Raw genomic sequence first — 18,404 nt, 5'->3', positions numbered from 1 at the left:
GGCCTCATGGATTTCTCGTTCAGTGACGAGCAGCGCGCCATCGCCGAAATGGCGGACGGGCTGTTTCGTGATTACTGCACCGATGATCGCCTGCGCGCCTGGGAGCTGTCGGGCGAGCCGTACATGGGTGAGCTGTGGCAAACCTGCATCGAAACCGGGTTGCATGCGCTGGCGATACCGGAAGCGAACGGCGGCAGCGGGCTCAACATGACCGACTTGCTCTGCGTGCTGCAGGCCCAGGGCGCGAGCCTGGCTCAGGTACCGCTTTGGCAGCATCAGCTGTCGGCCGCAGCCTTGGCGCAATGGGGCGATCAGGCGCACGCCGGTCTGGTGGCCCAAGCCGCGGAGGGCAGTGTGCTGTTTTCGCTGTCTCTTGCCGGGCTGGCCGCGGGGCGGGGCATCGGCCTGCAGATAACAGAGGTGGCTGGTCAACTGACCTTGTCCGGGGCGGTGGGCGCGGTGCCCCTGGCTTCCCAGGCCGACCGTTTGTTAGTGGTGGCCGAATGCATCGAGGGGCCCCGGCTGGTGCTGCTGGACCCGTGTGGCGAAGGCATCGAGCCCGTCGAAGGCGTGGCCAACCATGGCCTGGCCGTCGCCGACCTGCATTGCCGCGACGTTCGGCTGACGCCTGAACAGGTGCTGCCGGCTGCCGCGCTGGGCTGGCTGGAGCAGCGCGCCATCGCCGCCACCGCGGCCCTGCAGCTGGGCGTCAGCGAAGAGCAGATTCGTCGCACCGTGGCCTATGTCAGCGAGCGGCGCCAGTTCGATCGCGCCATTGGCTCTTTCCAGGCAGTGCAGATGAGCATGGCCGACTCCTACATCGTCCTCGAAGCGCTGCGCTCATCGCTCTATCAGCTCTGTTATCGCCTGGAGCAGAACCTGGGCAGCGATTCGGAGGCGCTCTCCACGCGCTACCTGGCGTGCGAAGCCGGCCACCAGATCGGCCACAAGACGCAGCACGTCCACGGTGGCATCGGCGTCGATCTGACCTACCCGATCCATCGCTACCTGTACTGGAGCCGCGACCTGGGCCAGAGCCTGGGCGGACCTGCCGCCACCCTCGACCGACTCGGACAGTGGCTTGCCAATAACGACACGCTGGGATGGAAATATGACCTCGAAGAAAACCAAGGCATTCGCTGACGTCACCCTCGGCGAAAAACTGCCGGAAAAACAGATTCCGATCACCGTAACCCTGGTCGCCGGCGGCGCCATCGCCACCCGCGACTACGTACCGGTGCACCACGACGTCGAGGCGGCGCGTGCTCAGGGCGCCCCGAATGTGTTCATGAACATCCTCACCACCAGCGCGCTGGTGCAAGGCTTCATCGAGCAGTGGAGCGGGCCGCAGGCGCGCTTCTCGGACCTGAAGATCAAACTCGGTGCGCCCAATTTTCCGGGCGACAGCATGACCTTCAGCGGTGAAGTGAGCGAGCGCGACGAAGCCGCAAAGCGCGTCGTCGTCAGCCTCAAGGGCAGAAATTCCATGGGCAACCACGTGACCGGAACGGTCACCGTGGCCCTGCCATGATCAACCGGAGGCAGTGTTCATGAGCCAACCCAATCTTTCCGGTCAGGCCGCCATCGTCGGCCTGGGCGCTACAGAATTTTCCAAGAACTCCGGGCGCACCGAGCTGCGCCTGGCCATGGAGGCGACCCTCGCTGCGCTGGAGGATGCCGGCATCGACCCCAAGGAGGTCGACGGCTTCAGCAGCTATACCCTGGACAAGGTGCCTGAATTCGAGATCGCCCGGCTGCTCGGCTGCGAGCAGGTGCGCTTCTTCTCGCAGATCCCGCATGGCGGCGGCGCCGCCTGTGCGCCGATCATGCACGCGGCGATGGCGGTGGCCACCGGCGTGGCCAAGACGGTGGTGGTCTACCGGGCGATGAACGAGCGCTCCTGGTATCGCTTCGGCAACGGCAGCTACGGCTTCGGCAACACGCCGATCTTCGAGAACGTCAACTACGGCTGGTACATGCCCCATGGGCTGCACACGCCGGCCTCGTGGATCGGCATGTTCGCCCAGCGTTACATGCACACCTATGGCGCCACCTCGGAGGATTTCGGCCGCGTTGCCGTGGCGGCGCGCGATTTCGCCGCGACCAACCCGAACGCCTTTTTCTATGGCAAGCCGATCACCCTCGAAGAGCACCAGGCCTCGCGCTGGATCTGCGAGCCGTTGCACCTGCTCGATTGCTGCCAGGAGTCCGACGGCGCGGTGGCGATGGTCATCACCTCGGCCGAGCGTGCCCGTGACCTCAAGCAGAAGCCGGTGATCATCAAGGGCGCCTCGCAGGGCATGGCGCCGGGGCAGCAGTCGATGACCTCGTTCTACCGCGACGACATCACCGGCCTGCCGGAAATGGGCGTGGTGGCCCGCGAGCTCTACCGCCAGGCCGGCGTCGGCCCGGACGCGATCCAGACCGCGGTGATCTACGACCACTTCACACCGTTCGTGCTGCCGCAGCTCGAAGCGTTCGGCTTCGCACCGAAGGGCGAAGCCAAGGAATTCGTCCGTGCGGGGCACCATGCGCGTGGCGGCAAGCTGCCGATCAACACCCACGGTGGGCAGATCGGCGAGGCCTACATCCACGGCATGAACGGCGTGGCCGAGGGCGTGCGCCAGGTGCGTGGCAGCGCCGCCAATCAGGTCGACAACGTCGAGCACGTGCTGGTCACCGCCGGCACCGGGGTTCCCACGAGCGGCCTGATTCTCGGCGTGGCCTGAGGAGAGCGAAATGTTCGTTGATCTAACCGAAGAGCAAAGGGCGCTGCGCCTGAAGGTGCGCGACTACTTCAACCAGCTGATCAGCCCCGAGCTGCGCATGCGGATGCGCGGCACCGAGGGCGGCGAGGAATATCGCCGGCTCATCCGGCAGATGGGTGCCGACGGCTGGCTGGCGGTAGGCTGGCCCAAGGAGTACGGCGGGCAGGGCTATGCCGCGACCGAGCAGTTGATCTTCTTCGAGGAAGCCAACATCGCCGGCGCACCACTGCCGTTCGTGACCATCAGCACGGTCGGCCCGGCGCTGATGGAACATGGCACGCCGTTGCAGAAGGAGCGCTTCCTGCCGGGGATCGCGGCCGGTGAGATCCATTTCTCCATCGGCTACTCCGAACCCGGCGCCGGCACGGACCTGGCCACGCTGAAGACGCATGCGCGCCTGGAGGGCGACCACTTCGTGGTCAACGGCAACAAGCTGTGGACCTCAGGCGCCGGCAACGCCGATTTCATCTGGCTGGCCGCGCGCACCAACCCCGAGGAGCCGCGCCACAAGGGCATCTCGATCCTGATCGTCGATACCCGCGACGAAGGCTTCTCGCACACGCTGATCCCGACCTGCAGCATGCCGACCACGGCCACCTACTACGACAACGTCAAGGTGCCGAGGGAGATGCTGGTGGGCGAACTGCACCAGGGCTGGCGCTTGATCACCTCGCAGCTCAACCATGAGCGGCTCGGCCTCGGCGCCTGGGGCGACAAGGTGGTCGGGCTGTTCCGCCGGGTCTATCTCTGGGCGCGCACGCGCGACGAGAACGGTCGGCGGGCGACCGACCAGCCCTGGGTGCGTCAGCTGCTCGCCGAGTGCTATGCGCGGCTTGAGGCCATGCGCCTGATCAACTTCCGCATCGCCGCGGAGCTGGAGCAGGGGCGGATGGACGTTGCGCTGGCCTCGACCACCAAGGTCTATGGCTCGGAGTCGGTCATCGAGATCCTGCGCAAGCTCACTGAAGTTGCCGGTGCGAACGGGCTGGTGCGCCCCGGCAGCTCGGCGGCATTCCTGCTCGGCGAGCTGGAATACGAGGTGCGCGAGGCGGTGACACAGACCTTTGGCGGCGGGGTGAACGAGCTGCAGCGCGAACTGATCGCTCAGTTCGGTCTGGGCATGCCACGCACTTCCCGCTGAACGCGGTGCCGGAGATTCCGGCACCGATACTTGCCGCCGGTGATCGCCTCGTGCGTCACCGGCGGCTGTTGGCTTCTCCATAACAAGACGAATTCCGATGGAGCCTGTCATGGACCTTTCCTTTTCCCCCGCGCGGCCCTGCCGCATCGAAGACGTGCCTGCCTGGGACATCGAGACCGATGTGGCGGTCGTTGGCTTTGGCGCCGCCGGCAGCTGCGCGGCGATCGAGGCGCGCCGCGCCGGTGCCGAGGTGCAGATATTCGAGGTGGCCTCGTCCGCTGGTGGCAGCGCGGCGCTGTCCGGCGGCGAGGTGTACGTCGGCGGCAACGGCGGAACGGATGTTCAGCGCGCGGCGGGCTTCAACGACGACACCGAGGATTTCTATCGTTACCTGATGATGGCCGGCGGCCCCGCCGCCGATGCCGAGCGGGTGCGCCTGTACGCCGAGCAGGCGGTCGACCACTTCGGCTGGTTGCGCGAGCAGGGAGTGCCATTCAAGGGCACTTATCTGCCGGGCAAGTGGATCGAGCCGACCACGGACGACACTCTGTTGTGGTCCGGTAACGAGAAGGCCTGGCCGTTCAGCGCCGTCGCCCAGCCGGCACCGCGCGGCCACACGGCCCAGTTCGTTGGCTGGGGTGGCGGCAAGGTGCTGATGGAAACCCTGTGCGGGCGGGCGCTCGAACTCGGTGCCCAGGTGCACTACGGCGCCCGTGCACTGACCCTGGTGATCGACCGGCAGGGCGCGGTCTGCGGGCTGGTGGTACGCCTGGACGGCGCACCGCGCTTCGTGCGTGCACGTAAGGGCGTGATCCTCTGCGCCGGCGGCTTCATCGCCAACCCGGACATGGTCCGCCGCTTCGTGCCGGCGGCTGAGGCCTGCCAGCAGCAGGTCACCGCCGGCAACGACGACGGCAGCGGCATTCGCATGGGCATCGCCGTGGGCGCCGCCGCGCTCAACATGCAGGAATTCTTCGCCACCTTGCCGTTCTTCCCGCCGGAGTCGCTGGTCAAGGGCATCTTCGTCAACGCCCGCGGCGAGCGCTTCATCAACGAGGATGCCTACCACGGTCGCGTAGCGCATTACGTGCTGCGTCAGCCGGAGGGGCGCGCCTGGCTGCTGGTGGACAACGAGATCTTCGGCCGGCCGATGCTGCAACCGGACATCCCCATCGCCGCGGTCGGCGAAAGCTGGGAAGAGGTCGAGGCCGAGCTCGGCCTGCCGGCCGGCGCGCTGGTGCACACCGTCGAAACCTTCAACCGCGAGGCCGAACAGGGCCGCGACCCGTTGCTGCACAAGGCTGGCGAATGGCTGCACCCGTTGACCGAGCCACCGTTCGCCGCGCTGAGCTATTGCAGCGGCGACTTCGGTGCGCATGCCTTCACCCTTGGCGGGCTGGCCACACGACCGACCGGCGAAGTGCTGGATGCCGATGGCCAGCCGATCGCCGGGCTCTACGCCGCGGGGCGCACGGCCTGCGGGTTGCCGCGCTGGGGCGAAGGCTACAGCTCTGGCCTATCGCTCGGCGACTCGACGTTCTTCGGTCGTCAGGCCGGGTTGCGTGCCGCCTCGACATGAGCCGCACGGCCGGGCTCGTCCATCCGGACGACGCGCCGGCTGCATGCCAACCGTAGATTCATTCCCATACGCCCCGACTCACAAGGACATGCGATGAGCACTATCGAGCAGTTCCGCGAAGAAACCCGGGCCTGGCTGGAAGCCAACTGCCCCGCGTCGATGCGCACCCCGATGCCCGAGGACGAACTGATCTGGGGCGGCCGCGAGATTCAATTCAAGAACGACGACCAGCGCCTGTGGTTCGAGCGCATGCGCGACAAGGGCTGGTTCGCCCCGGACTGGCCGACCGAATACGGCGGTGGCGGCCTCGACGCCGAACAGGCGGCGGTGCTGAGCAACGAAATGCGCCGCCTGGGCTGCCGCCCGCCGCAGATCAACCTCGGCATCTGGATGCTCGGGCCGGTGCTGCTGGAGTTTGGCAGCGACGAGCAGAAGCGCGAGCTGCTGCCGCCGATGGCGCGCGGCGAGACGCGCTGGTGCCAGGGTTTCTCCGAGCCCAACGCCGGCTCCGACCTGGCCAGCCTGAAGACCAGCGCGCGCGAGGAGGGCGACGACTTCATCGTCAACGGCACCAAGATCTGGACCTCCTACGGCAACAAGTCCGACTGGATGTACGCGCTGGTGCGCACCGGCCCGCAGCAGCCCAAGCACGCCGGCATCAGCCTGCTGGTGCTGGATATGAAGTCGCCGGGCGTGACCGTCACCCCGATCGACCTGATCAGCGGCAAGTCTTCCTTCTGCCAGGTGTTCTTCGATGAGGTGAGGGTGCCGAAGAAGAATCTGATTGGCCCGCTCAATGGTGGCTGGACGCTGGCCAAGGCGCTGCTGCAACACGAGCGCAAGGCCATGTCCAAGTTCAGCGAATCGGCGCTGCCGACGCACTTTGACCTGGCCGCACACCTGCGCGAGTACCTGCCCGAGCCGGCATGTGCTGCCGAAGTCGCACTGCAGCAGCGCGCGCTGGCATGCCTGATGGACGAGCATGCCTTCCGCCTGACCAACCGGCGCATGCTCGAAGGCATGCGCGCCCGGGAGGACATGTCCGGCGTCATGGCCATCTCCAAGCTGGTGCACTCCGAGCAGGAGCGCGACAAGTTCGAGATTCTCCTCGACCTCATGGGCCAGCAGGGCCTCGGTTTTTCCACTCAGACCCATCGCGAGCGGGAAGTGGCGATGACCGCCGCTTGGCTGGCGAGCTTTGCCCAGACCATCGCCGGGGGCTCCTCGGAAGTGCAACTGAACGTCATCGCCAAGCGTGTGCTTGGCCTGCCGGATAGCAAGTAAGGAGACTGCCGTGAGCCTGGTTTACAACGAAGAACAACGACAGCTGCGCGACAGTGCTCGTGACTTTCTCGCCGCCCGTGCGCCGGTGGCCCTGCAGCGCCGTCTGCGTGACGAGGGCGCCGCGCTCGGTTTCGACGACGCCGCCTGGGGCGGCATGCTCGAACTCGGCTGGAGCGCGGTCGCCTTTCCCGAGGAGGTCGGCGGGCTGGCCTTCGGCTTTGCCGGCTACGCGCCGATCTTCGAGGAGCTGGGGCGCCACCTGAGCGCCTCGCCGCTGCTGTCCAGCGTGGTGCTGTGCGGCAGCCTGATCGAGGCGCTGGGCGGCGACAGCCAGCGCGAGACGCTGCTGCCGGCGCTGATCGCTGGCGAACGGCGCTTTGCGCTGGCGCTGGAGGAGGGGACGCGGCATGCGCCGGAGGCGGTCCGCCTGCAGGCCGTCGAGGAAGCCGACGACTTCGTCCTCGCCGGGCGCAAGTGCTGGGTGCTCGACGCCCGCGAAGCGGACGTCTTCGTCACCGTCGCCCGGCTCGAGGATGGCGAACTGGCCCTGTTTCTCGTTCCGGCCGATGCCGAAGGTCTGCACCTGACACCGATGGACCTGGTCGACTCACGCAATCACGCCACCCTGGCCTTCGACAGCGTGCGCGTGCCGGCGTCGGCGCGCCTTGGCGGGGGTGACATCCGCCAAGCGCTAGCCGATGCGCTGGACCGCGGCCGGGCCTGCCTGGCCGCCGAGCTGCTCGGCATGGCCGAGCGCGCCTTCGAGATGACAATTGAATACCTGCGCACGCGGGTGCAGTTCGACGCGCCCATCGGTTCCTTCCAGGCGCTGCAGCACCGCGCGGCGCGCCTTTATGTCGAGCTGCAGTTGGCGCGTAGTGCCGTGATGGCTGCTTTCGAAGCGCTGCAGGACGAGCGGATCGACGCCCGTGAGCGCGCGCGCCTGGCCAGCCTGGCGAAGTGGAAGATGAACGAGGCCGCCCAGCGCATCAGCAACGAAGCGGTACAAATGCACGGTGGCATCGGCGTGACCGATGAGTACGATCTTGGCCTGTACCTCAAGCGCATCCGTGTGGCGCAGGCCTGCCTGGGCGATTCGGACTTCCACGTCGAACGCTACGGCAAGACGCTGGACTGAGCGTCGCGCCGCGGCGTGCGCGGCGTACCCACAAAAACAACAATGACCGAAGGGCCGCGACAGGGCACCGCTTGCCCGGCCGGGGCCTGGTGACAGGGGAACGGCAGATGAAGGAGCAACTCCAGCAGTGGCAACAGGCGTGGCAGCAGCTCATTGCACCGGGCGCACCGTTCGAGGTGGTCGGTGCCGATAACGGCAGCCGGCACTTTCGCAATGCGCCGGCGCACCTGATCGAGGCGGTGCAGGCCGGCCGGGCGTTCGCCGAGCGGCCATTCCTGCACTGGCAGGAGCAGCGGCTGAGCTATGGCGAGTTCTACCAGGCCGTCGACCGGCTGACCGCGCACCTGATGCGCACCCTGGGCGTGCGCCCCGGGCAGCGGGTCGCCATCGCCATGCGCAACCGGCCCGAGTGGCTGGTCAGCTTCATCGCCACGGTGCAGGCCGGCGCGGTGCCGGTACCGCTCAATAGCTGGGGGCTGCGCGCCGAGATTCTCAACGCCCTGGAAGACGTCGACGCCTCGTTGTTGATCTGCGATCAGCCGCGGCTGGCGCTTGTCGCCGATGCGCTGCCGGCGCGCAGCGTGCAGGCTCTGCTGGTCGATGGCGAGGCGGGCGAGGGCGTGTACAGCTACGCGGCATTGCTCGGCGAGCCGGTGGAGCCGGTCGATCCGCACGCGCCGGCGCCGGAAGATCCGGCGCTCATTCTGTTCACCTCCGGTACCACGCAGCGTGCCAAGGCCGTGGTCTCGTCGCACCGGGCGGTCAGCCAGGCGCTCTACGCGCTGGAATTCCAGAGTGCGTTCGCCGGCATGACCTCCTACGAACGCATTCGCCCGCTGCTCGAATCCGGACTGCAGCCGACGCTGCTGCTGGCTGTTCCGCTGTTTCACGTCAGCGGCCTGCATGCGATGTTCCTCAACGCACTGCGTAGCGGCCGGCGCATCGTGATGATGTACAAGTGGGATGTCGACCAGGCGCTCGAACTGGTGGCCCGCGAGCGCTGCACCCAGTTCAGCGGTGCGCCGGTGATGATGCAGCAGCTGCTGGCGCACCCGCGTTTCACCAGCGAGGCTGCCAGCAGCCTGATGGGCCTCGGCCTGGGTGGCGGTGCCGCGTCCGCGGGCCTGCTCGATCAGCTGATTGGGTTGAAGCCTGCTGCACTGGCCGGCGCCGGTTATGGCCTGACCGAGAGCAACGGGATCGGCGCCGCCTATGCCGGCAACCAGTTCGTCGCCCGCCCCGGTAACGCCGGCTGGGCATTGCCGATCGTTGATATCCGCATCGGCGGAGATCCCAGCCAGTCCGTGCCGCCGGGCCAGGCCGGGCCGATCTGGTTGCGCACGCCCACGCTGATGCAGGGCTATCGCAATCGCCCGGAGGAAACCGCCGAGACGCTGCGTGATGGCTGGCTGTTCACCGGCGACGTCGGCCTGGTGGACGAAGACGGCTTCCTGCACATCACCGACCGCATCAAGGACCTGATCATTCGCGGTGGCGAGAACATCTCCGCGCAGGAGATCGAGCATTGCGCCAGCAGCCACCCCGAGGTGAGTGAGGCTGCCGCCTTCGCCATGCCGGACGAGCAGATGGGCGAGTGCGTCGCCCTGGTGGTCTGCCTGCAGCCGCAGGCCCGCCTGGATGAAGCGCAGCTGCGCAGCCACATGGCCGAACGCCTGGCCGCCTACAAACTGCCCACACACCTGCTGCTGGTCCGCGAACCGCTGCCGCGCAATGCCATGGGCAAGCTGGTCAAGCAAGAGATCAGACAGCTGCTGCAACCCACGCCCGAGGCTCTTCGCAGCCTGGCCTAGCAGCGCCTCACGCAGCGGCGCTGCAGGCCGCTGCGCGATGATGCGTGCTCTCCATCGATCGCGCCGCTCCCTTCATTCGGCCCGCCCCGGGCGGAATCCCTCGTGGTCGACCAATCGGTCAATTAAACGACGATTTGTCAGGAATAGTCTTTCCAGACGATGTTGCGGGCGGGAGTCCCTGTAAACAATCGGTACCAGTTCCGACAGGTAACCGATGGAGACAATAACAATGAAAAAGTCTGTAGCTCTTCTCTCACTGGCGTTGGCAGTCAAGCTGGTTTCCCAGGGTGCGTTGGCGAAGGTAAGCGAGGAAGAGGCGGCTCGCCTCGGCAACGAACTTACCTGCACCGGCGCCGAGCGTGCCGGCAACGCCGACGGCTCGATTCCCGCATTTACCGGCAAGTACCTCGGTGAAGTGCCTGGCTGGGACCACGTCAAACACTCAGGCGGCAAGCCGGTCGACCCGTACCCGAATGAAAAGCCTGTCCTGGTCATTACCGCGAAGAACTTCGAAGAGCACGCCGAGCGCCTGACCGAGGGGCAGAAGACGATGTTCCGCAAGTATCCGGACACCTTTCGCATGGACATCTACCCGGGGCATCGCGACTTTCGCTATCCGGATTACGTCTGCGAGCGGGCGAAGTGGAACGCGCTGAACGCAGAAGTCGTCAACGATGGCATGGGCGTCGAAGGCATCGGCCAGGTTATGTTCCCGATCCCCAAGAACGGCTATGAGCTGCTCTGGAACCACCAGCTGCCGGCGCGCGCCTGGACCGAGGACGCCGTACGCGACCTCGCGTCGGTAATGCCCGACGGCAACATCGGCTGGGGCCGTACCCACATGAAGGGGCTCTCGCCGGCCAACCATCCGAGCGAAACCCCCTACACCAAGACCGGCGTACAGGCCTACTCCTACAACTACACCATGCTGCCCACCCGCGACCGTGGCACCGCGATCGCCGCCCACGAGCCCTACAACTTCGCCACCCGACCGCGCACCGCATGGTCCTACAACCCGGGCACCCGCCGCGTGCGGCAATCGCCAGGCTACGGCTATGACCAGCCGATGGCGGGTAGCAACGGCACGATGATCGTGGACGAGGATCGTCTGTTCAACGGCGGGCCGGAGCGCTTCGAGTGGAAGATGCTCGGCAAGCGCGAGATCTACATTCCCGCCAATGCGTACAAGATCAACAGCGGCGAAACCAAGTACGCCGACCTGCTGACGCCGAACCACCCCAACCCCGACTTCCAGCGCTACGAACTGCGCCGCGTCTGGGTGCTGGAGGCCACGCTGAAGGAGGGTTATCGCCACGTCTACGGCAAGCGTGTGATGTTCATCGACGAGGACACCTGGCATGGTGTGCTGGCCGACCACTACGACACCCGCGGCCAGCTCTGGAAGTACGCTTCGACCGCCTACTACTACCACCCGGACATGAGCGCCTGGCAGTCCGGCGCGGCCTTCTACCACGACCTGAGCACCGGGCAGTACCTCGCCTATGCGCTCACCAACGAGTCGCACAAGGGGCCGATCCTCAACGAAGGCAAGTTCACGCCCAGCATGTACACGCCAGACGCTTTGCGTGCAGGCGGCCGCTAAGCGGTGAGCTGAACGACAACCGGCGCCTGGGCGCCGGTTTTTTTATGGCTGGCGAGTGCGTTGCCGCGCCTGGCGAAGCATTGCACCCCTCAGCCTTTCTTCCCAGCGATCGATCGCTCCGATGGTCTTGCCTGTTCGCGGTCAGCTTGTAGAATCCCGCGCCCCGAAATTCAGGAGACAGTACGTTGGTGATTCACTACGCCCCGCTCGATGGGAACGTCGCATGCGGCAGAACAGGAACGAGCCTGCAAAGCTCGCCGGACGCCTCCCAGATTTCATGCAAGCTCTGCCTGCGCTCGGTGGAAAAGGCCACGGCCGAGCCCGTGCGCAAGAGCCCCAGCCTGGCCGAGCTGCGAGCTGCCGCCAAGGCCTCCGCCCCGACCGAAGCAGCAGCGTCCGCCAAGGCTGCAGCACTCGCCGGACCGGCCCCTGCCAAAGCCGCGAAGCCAGCTGCGAAGTCCGCTGCCAGTCTGTCAGCCCGCGCCGAATGGCAAAAACGCCTCGCGCAACTCCCCGGCAAAAACCGCCTCCCTCGCGGCATGGCGGCGCAGGGGTTTATCTAGGGCAGTGGGTGTGGGGTCGGCTTGCCGATCCGGATGAGCCGGCCTGGAGGGGCCAGCTTGTAGACGACCGAGCAAGTTATCAGCACAGCCATGACCATACAGGCTTGCTGCCCACTGCCTAAATCACGTCCCGCGTGTTCCAGAACAGCGCAGCAGCCGCTGTTGAGTCACCGGGAAGAAACATCGGTAGCTAGAAAGCTACCGGTGTTGGCAGGCGGTAGTACCGCTCAGTCTGTTACCAACAAGAGGTTGGCGGCGTGCGCGTGGCGGCCGCAAGTTCCGGCGAGTCGGCTCGCTGCATTCCAGAAGAAGTTGAAACTAAAACGGTTTACAGCCAAGTTATGGGGTGATGGCAGAATAACATCGTCGTAATATAGTATCGGTCCGCATCATCCCGGGCGGCCAAGTTATCCAGCATTCGTTTATGCAAGGTTTGACGGCCTAAATGTTCCGTCAAGTCGGTTATACACGCTTGCCTTAGAGAAACTCTGTATGGTCAAGCTGGAAGACATAAAAAAAGACGCCCTGACTCGCGGCATTGAGCCAGAAGAGATCGTTCGCATCGTCTCGGTAGAGCGCGTCGGCGAGCATGCCGTCACCGTCATCTATAAGACCAATCAGGGGCGCCTGGGGGAGCAGATGCTCTTCCGTACCGACGAGGCGCGCCTGGAACTGGCGGAGACCGGGCGGCCTTGGGCGTTCGATGCGTCTGCCGAGGAGTTCAAGCTCGGCCTGGAAGCGCTGCGTATCCAGCTGGCCCACCTGTTCGACCCGATGATGGCGGTGCATACCTCCAACGTCGAACCCTTGCCGCACCAGATTTCCGCTGTCTATGAGTTCATGCTGCAGCGTCAGCCGCTGCGCTTCGTCCTGGCCGATGATCCCGGAGCCGGCAAGACCATCATGGCCGGCCTGCTGATCCGTGAACTCCTGATGCGTGCGGACGCCAAGCGCGTGCTGATCGTGTCTCCTGGCTCCCTGACCGAGCAATGGCAGGACGAACTGCTGGAAAAGTTCGGCGTCCAGTTCGAGATATTCAGCCGCGAGAAGATGGAGCAGAGCCCGTCCGGCAACTACTTCGAGGATCAGGACCTGATCATCGCCCGCCTGGACCAGCTCTCGCGCAACGAGGCATACCAGCAGAAGCTGCAGGCCACCTCCTGGGACGTAATCGTCGTCGACGAAGCCCACAAGATGTCGGCCAACTACTTCGGGCAGAAGGTCAACAAGACCCAGCGCTTCAGGCTCGGTGAGCTGCTCGGCGGCTTGTGCCGCCACTTCCTGCTGATGACCGCGACGCCGCACAACGGCAAAGAAGAGGACTTCCAGCTGTTCATGTCCCTGCTCGATGGCGACCGCTTCTACGGCAAGTTCCGCGAGGGGGCGCACAAGGTCGACATCAGCGACATGATGCGCCGTATGGTCAAGGAGGAGCTGCTCAAGTTCGACGGCAAGCCGCTATTCCCCGAGCGCCGCGCCTACACCGCCAACTACGAGCTGTCCTGGATGGAAGCTGACCTCTACAACGAGGTCACCGACTATGTCCGCAACGAGATGAACCGCGCGGAGCGCCTGCTGGACGGCAAGCGCAAGGGCACTGTGGGCTTTGCGCTCACCCAGTTACAGCGTCGCTTGGCTTCCAGTCCCGAGGCCATCTTCAAGTCGCTGCAACGTCGTCGCAAGAAGCTGGAGCAGCGTCTGGATGAGATGAAGCTCGCTGCGCGAGGCATGCAGCCCGGCGTCGCCCAGACGATTGGCAACTATGTGGTGACCAAGCAGCTCGACTTGCCGGACAACCTCGACGAACTGGAAGACGAGCTTAGTCCGGAAGAGTACGAGCTCTACGCCGAGCAGGTGGTTGATCAGGCCACGGCCGCCGCGACCATCCCCGAGTTGGAGGCGGAAATCCTCATCCTGCGCGATCTGGAGCAGCGTGCTATGGATCTGGTCAGCTCCGGCAATGACCGCAAGTGGGAGGAGCTGTCCGGCCTGCTGCAGGATCGCCCGGAAATGTTCACAGCCACCGGCAACCGCCGTAAGCTGATCATCTTCACCGAGCACCGCGACACCCTGAATTACCTGGTTGCCCGCATTCGCGACATCCTCGGCAAGGCTGAGGCCGTGGTGACCATCCACGGCGGCACCAATCGCGATGACCGCCGCAGGGTGCAGGAAGAGTTCCGCTACAACCCCGAAGTGCTGGTGCTGATTGCTACCGATGCGGCAGGGGAAGGAGTGAACCTGCAAAACGCCAATCTCATGGTCAACTATGACCTGCCCTGGAACCCCAACCGTCTGGAGCAGCGTTTCGGCCGTATTCACCGTATCGGCCAGACCGAGGTCTGTCACCTGTGGAACCTGGTGGCCTGCGAAACCCGTGAGGGCGAGGTCTTCAAGAAGCTGCTCGAAAAGCTCGAAATCGAGCGCGCCGCCTTGGGAGGTCGGGTCTTCGACATTCTCGGCGAAGCCTTCGAGAACAAGTCGCTCAAGGATCTGCTGATCGAGGCTATCCGCTACGGCGAGCTGCCGGAAACCAAGGCCAAGCTCGATCAGGCCATCGAAGGGGCGCTGGATACCGAGCACCTCAAGGCCATCATGCGCCGCAATGCGTTGGTTGAGCAGCACATGGGCATGGATGAGCTGTACGCGGTTAAGGAGGAAATGGACAAGGCCCAGGCGCGCAAGCTGCAGCCCTACTTCATTCGCGCCTTCTTCAGCGAGGCGTTCCGTCACCTGGGCGGCAAGATGAAGCAGCTCGAGGAAGGGCGCTATGAGATTCGCCATGTCCCCGCCGACCTGCGCGAGCGTGATCGCCTGATTGGTGAGACGCGCACTCCGGTGCTGCGCAAGTACGAGCGCATCTGCTTCGAGAAGCATCTGATTCGTCAGGACGGCAAGCCGATGGCCGACCTGATCCACCCCGGCCACCCACTGATGCGCGCCAGCACCGACATGATCCTCGGTGCCTTCCGCGCTAAGCTCAAGCAGGGTGCGATTCTGGTCGACCCGAACGACGATGGCATCGAGCCGCGCGTGCTGTTCTTGCTCGACCACAGCCTGCGCGAGGGTATGGGTGAGAAGCAGAAGACCGTTTCCCGCCGCCTGCAGTTCGTGGCCATCGACAGCAAGGGCGAGGCCGTCAATGCCGGTTGTGCGCCGCATCTCGACATGCAAGCCCTCGACCCGACCGACCACTATCTGGTGCAGGACATCCTCAACGCCAGCTGGATCACCCAGGATCTGGAAGCCCTGGCTCTCAACCACGCCTCCCAGCATCTGGTGCCGTCGCACTACGCCGAGGTCAAGGGCCGCCTGGTGCAGCAGGCTGACAAGATTCACGCGGCAGTGCGTGAGCGTCTGATCAAGGAAATCGACTTCTGGTCGGATCGCTACTTCAAGCTCAGCGATGAGGTACAGGCCGGCAAGCAGCCGCGCATGCAGCCGGAGAACGCCCGCCGCACCGCAGAGGAGCTCACCGCCCGTCTGCAACAGCGCGAGAAGGAACTAGAGGCCATGCGCAGCGTGGTTTCCAGCACCCCGGTGGTCATCGGCGGCGCCCTGGTGATCCCGCGCGGGCTGCTGGCGCAGCGCAAGGGCGAGACAACCTTCTGTGCCGATGCCGCAGCGCGTGCCCGCATCGAGCGACTGGCCATGCAAGCGGTGATCGCGGCCGAGGAGGCCTTGGGTCACAGCATCCGCGACGTTTCCGCCGACAAGTGCGGCTGGGACATCACCTCCCAGCCACCGCGCCAGGAACACTTCCTGCCCAATGCCCGGCACATCGAGGTGAAGGGCCGTGCCAAGGGCCAGGGCACCATCACCGTGACCCGCAACGAGATCATCTACGGCCTCAACCAGGCGGACAAATTCATCCTCGCCATCGTGCTGGTTGGCGAAGACGACAGCTTCGAAGGACCGTACTACGTGCGCAATCCCTTCAGCCAGGAGCCGGACTGGGCGGAAACCAGCAAGAACCTCGATCTCAACCTGTTGCTGGCGCGTGCCCTCAGCCCGGCGGAGTCCCTGTGAAATGACGCTCGCGAACCTGGCCCGGCAGGCCGAGGCCTTCTGCGCAGAGCATTTTGCCCGTATCGCCTCGCCGACCCACTACATCGCCGGCTTCCGTACCCGGCAGGGCCGCGAGCTGGCCCTGGAGAGGGAGCGCGACGGCATCTACTGCTGGAGCGAGGCAGTTTCCCTGGCCGATGCGCCGGCCTCGCCGGAGCGCCACTATCCGGCGGAGAAGTCACGCAACTCCAACCTCAACGGCAAGAACTGTCCGCGCCTGCGGGTGGGCCACGCCGTGCATTACTGGATATTTGATCGCCTCGACCAGTTCGAGGCGTTCTTGCGTTGGTATGCCCAGTCGCCCCTGGCGGTTGCCGTGGTCGAGCTTCCGGCTGTTGCCCAACCGGAGGTCGTCGCGCCACTGCAGCTTGTCCAGCCGGTGACGACCGGGCAGCCCGCATTAGCGCAACCAGAACAAGGAAGCATCATGGGCTACCAGATCACTACCATTGCCGATACCCTCGACCGCATTAACCGCAACCTGTTCATTCCGGCCATCCAGCGCCCCTATGTGTGGTCGCCGGAACAGATCACCGGGCTGTTCGACTCCATCATGCGCGGCTACCCGATTGGCGCGCTGATGTTCTGGGATCTGCCCGAGGGCAGCCAGGACGACTGGGAGATCTACAGCTTCATCAGCGACTTCCGTCATGGCTCGATTCACAACGACAAGGCCGAGCTGCAGCCCGGCCAGCCGGTTACCCTGGTGCTCGACGGCCAGCAGCGCCTGACCTCGCTGCTCATCGGCCTCAAGGGCTCCTACACCGTCAAGCAGAAGCACAAGCGCAAGAAATCGGATGATGCCTGGGACGAGAAGATCCTGTTCATCGACCTGGCCCAGTCTCCGGAAGTCGAGGAGGAAGGCGAGGACGACGACGTCAGCCCGATTGCCGAGCATTACCGCTTCGCCTTCTTCGACCACGACCAGCGCCCGCAGAACAAGGCCGGCGAGCTGTGGTTCGAGGTCGGTCTGATCCTCGCCGCCAAGAGCGAGGTCGAACTGGAGCAGATGCTGCGCAACTGGGTGGATGCCAACCTCAACCTGGACGACAGCCGCCGCGTCATCGCTCGTGCCAACCTCGGCCGGCTCTGGCAGGCCGTCTGGCGCGACAATGCGCTGGCCTACTTCACTGAGTGCAGCGCTTCCTACGACCGCGTGTTGGACATCTTCATCCGCGCCAACAGCGGCGGTTCGCCGCTGAGCCGCAGCGACCTGCTGATGTCGGTGATCACGCTGCGCTGGGAGCAATTCAACGCCCGTGAGGAAACCGAAGTCCTCATCGACGACCTCACCGCCATCCTCAGCCCCAAGCGTGCCATCAACCGCGAGTTCGTTCTGCGTACTGCGTTGTTCCTCAACGATCTCGACTTCGCCATCAAGGTGCAGAACTTCATTCCCAGCAACATCCGCCTGCTGGAGCAGAGCTGGGAGCGGGTCAAGGAAGTGCTGCGCTTCTCGGCGCGCTTCCTGCGCGACCATGGCCTCTATGGCGAACGCCTCAGTGGCATCAACGTGCTGATGCTAGTGGCCTATTACGTGCACAAGAGCAACCCGCAGCCGGGCGAGCTGCAGCTCAGCGCCGAGGATCGCCAGCGCATCCGCCGCTGGATCATCCTGATCGGCTTCCAAGGCCTGCTCGGTCTGCAGACGAACAACACCTTCAAGGTGTACCGCAACGCCGTGCGCCGCGCTCTGCGCAGCGAGGAGGCTTTTCCCTGGGAGGCGATTGCTGAGGCCTTTCGCGGCATGGGCCGGCCTATCGATTTCGGCCAAGACGCGTTGGCTCGCTGGTGCGGCACTACGCTGGACCAGCAGCCGCAGGCCGAGTTGCTGCTCTCGCTGCTGTATGCCGACGATCTCCCCAACCTGCAGCGACGTGCACTACCGCTGGTGCAGAGCCGCCATTTCCTGCCGGATGAACTGCGCCGCGCCGGTGTTAGCGAGGCAATGGTGCCGGTGCTGCAGGGCTTTGCCAACAAGTTGATCCTCGGCGTGGCGCTAAGTGCTGCAGAGCAAGAGCATTACTACGCCATGCCATTCGAGCAGTGGGCGCAGACCTTGGCGCCAGAGTTTATGCACAGCCATTGCCTGCCAAGCGATATCGATCTTTACCGTCTGGAACGCATCCCGGAGTGGGTAAGCGAACGCAGGCACTTGCTGGGTAAGCGACTTTTCAATTTGCTTGCCGACCTCGCGCAGCCAATATCCAGCCCCACTCTCTGCTTGAACGGTTAAGGAGCGAGCGGTAGTTGTTTATGGATATCAGCTGCTGACAGGCGGATTAGTGGAGAGTGCGGAAAGGTCGTGTTCGATTACGACAGAGCAAAAGAGCCCGTAAACTCATTGGGGCTCGATTCCTCGTTCACTCACCTCACACCCTGAACGCCACTTCCGCCGCGCGGCGCAGCGCGCCGTCGATATAGTCGAGTCGCCGATTCGTTGTGCCTA

Annotated in this window: 12 protein-coding genes; all 12 read left to right on the top strand. The window is 64.9% G+C overall.

Features of this window, described 5'->3' with window-relative positions; translation table 11 throughout:
- The first annotated feature begins 6 nt into the window (after positions 1 to 6).
- The gene (locus U8L64_RS06430) at positions 7 to 1,143 is read left to right on the top strand and encodes an acyl-CoA dehydrogenase family protein (RefSeq protein WP_333394947.1); all 1,137 of its coding nucleotides are present in this window, start codon (positions 7 to 9) and stop codon (positions 1,141 to 1,143) included.
- Entirely contained in the window at positions 1,112 to 1,531 is a 420-nt protein-coding gene (locus tag U8L64_RS06425; RefSeq protein WP_170799467.1) for a MaoC family dehydratase, read from the top strand. Before U8L64_RS06430 ends, U8L64_RS06425 begins: the two co-directional genes overlap by 32 nt.
- Positions 1,532 to 1,550: 19 nt before the next feature.
- Positions 1,551 to 2,729, top strand: coding sequence for a lipid-transfer protein (locus tag U8L64_RS06420; RefSeq protein ID WP_156714516.1), 1,179 nt, complete (start codon positions 1,551 to 1,553; stop codon positions 2,727 to 2,729).
- Between the two features lie 10 nt (positions 2,730 to 2,739).
- Positions 2,740 to 3,909, top strand: coding sequence for an acyl-CoA dehydrogenase family protein (locus U8L64_RS06415; protein ID WP_333394939.1), 1,170 nt, complete (start codon positions 2,740 to 2,742; stop codon positions 3,907 to 3,909).
- Between the two features lie 109 nt (positions 3,910 to 4,018).
- Positions 4,019 to 5,488 carry an FAD-dependent oxidoreductase gene (locus U8L64_RS06410; protein WP_333394937.1) on the top strand — a complete coding sequence of 490 codons (1,470 nt, stop codon included), beginning with the start codon at positions 4,019 to 4,021 and terminating at the stop codon, positions 5,486 to 5,488.
- A 93-nt stretch (positions 5,489 to 5,581) separates the two neighbouring features.
- Positions 5,582 to 6,772 carry an acyl-CoA dehydrogenase family protein gene (locus U8L64_RS06405; protein WP_333394935.1) on the top strand — a complete coding sequence of 397 codons (1,191 nt, stop codon included), beginning with the start codon at positions 5,582 to 5,584 and terminating at the stop codon, positions 6,770 to 6,772.
- A gap of 10 nt (positions 6,773 to 6,782) precedes the next feature.
- The gene (locus tag U8L64_RS06400; RefSeq protein ID WP_333394933.1) at positions 6,783 to 7,910 is read left to right on the top strand and encodes an acyl-CoA dehydrogenase family protein; all 1,128 of its coding nucleotides are present in this window, start codon (positions 6,783 to 6,785) and stop codon (positions 7,908 to 7,910) included.
- 107 nt (positions 7,911 to 8,017) lie between these two features.
- Positions 8,018 to 9,721, top strand: a complete 1,704-nt coding sequence (locus U8L64_RS06395) for a class I adenylate-forming enzyme family protein (RefSeq protein WP_333394931.1) — start codon at positions 8,018 to 8,020, stop codon at positions 9,719 to 9,721.
- A gap of 229 nt (positions 9,722 to 9,950) precedes the next feature.
- Complete coding sequence (locus U8L64_RS06390) at positions 9,951 to 11,324, top strand: DUF1329 domain-containing protein (protein WP_008568658.1); 1,374 nt, start codon at positions 9,951 to 9,953, stop codon at positions 11,322 to 11,324.
- A gap of 185 nt (positions 11,325 to 11,509) precedes the next feature.
- Positions 11,510 to 11,887, top strand: a complete 378-nt coding sequence (locus U8L64_RS06385; protein ID WP_333394929.1) for a hypothetical protein — start codon at positions 11,510 to 11,512, stop codon at positions 11,885 to 11,887.
- 492 nt (positions 11,888 to 12,379) lie between these two features.
- The gene (locus U8L64_RS06380; RefSeq protein WP_333394927.1) at positions 12,380 to 15,916 is read left to right on the top strand and encodes a helicase-related protein; all 3,537 of its coding nucleotides are present in this window, start codon (positions 12,380 to 12,382) and stop codon (positions 15,914 to 15,916) included.
- A 1-nt stretch (position 15,917) separates the two neighbouring features.
- A complete protein-coding gene (locus U8L64_RS06375) occupies positions 15,918 to 18,191 on the top strand; it encodes a DUF262 domain-containing protein (RefSeq protein WP_333394925.1) in 2,274 nt (757 codons plus the stop codon).
- Positions 18,192 to 18,404: the final 213 nt, after the last annotated feature.

Origin of the sequence: Pseudomonas sp. FIP_A4 (assembly GCF_036701605.1) — a bacterium.
Lineage (GTDB): Bacteria > Pseudomonadota > Gammaproteobacteria > Pseudomonadales > Pseudomonadaceae > Stutzerimonas > Stutzerimonas phenolilytica.
This window is presented reverse-complemented; position numbering and strand designations above follow the sequence as displayed.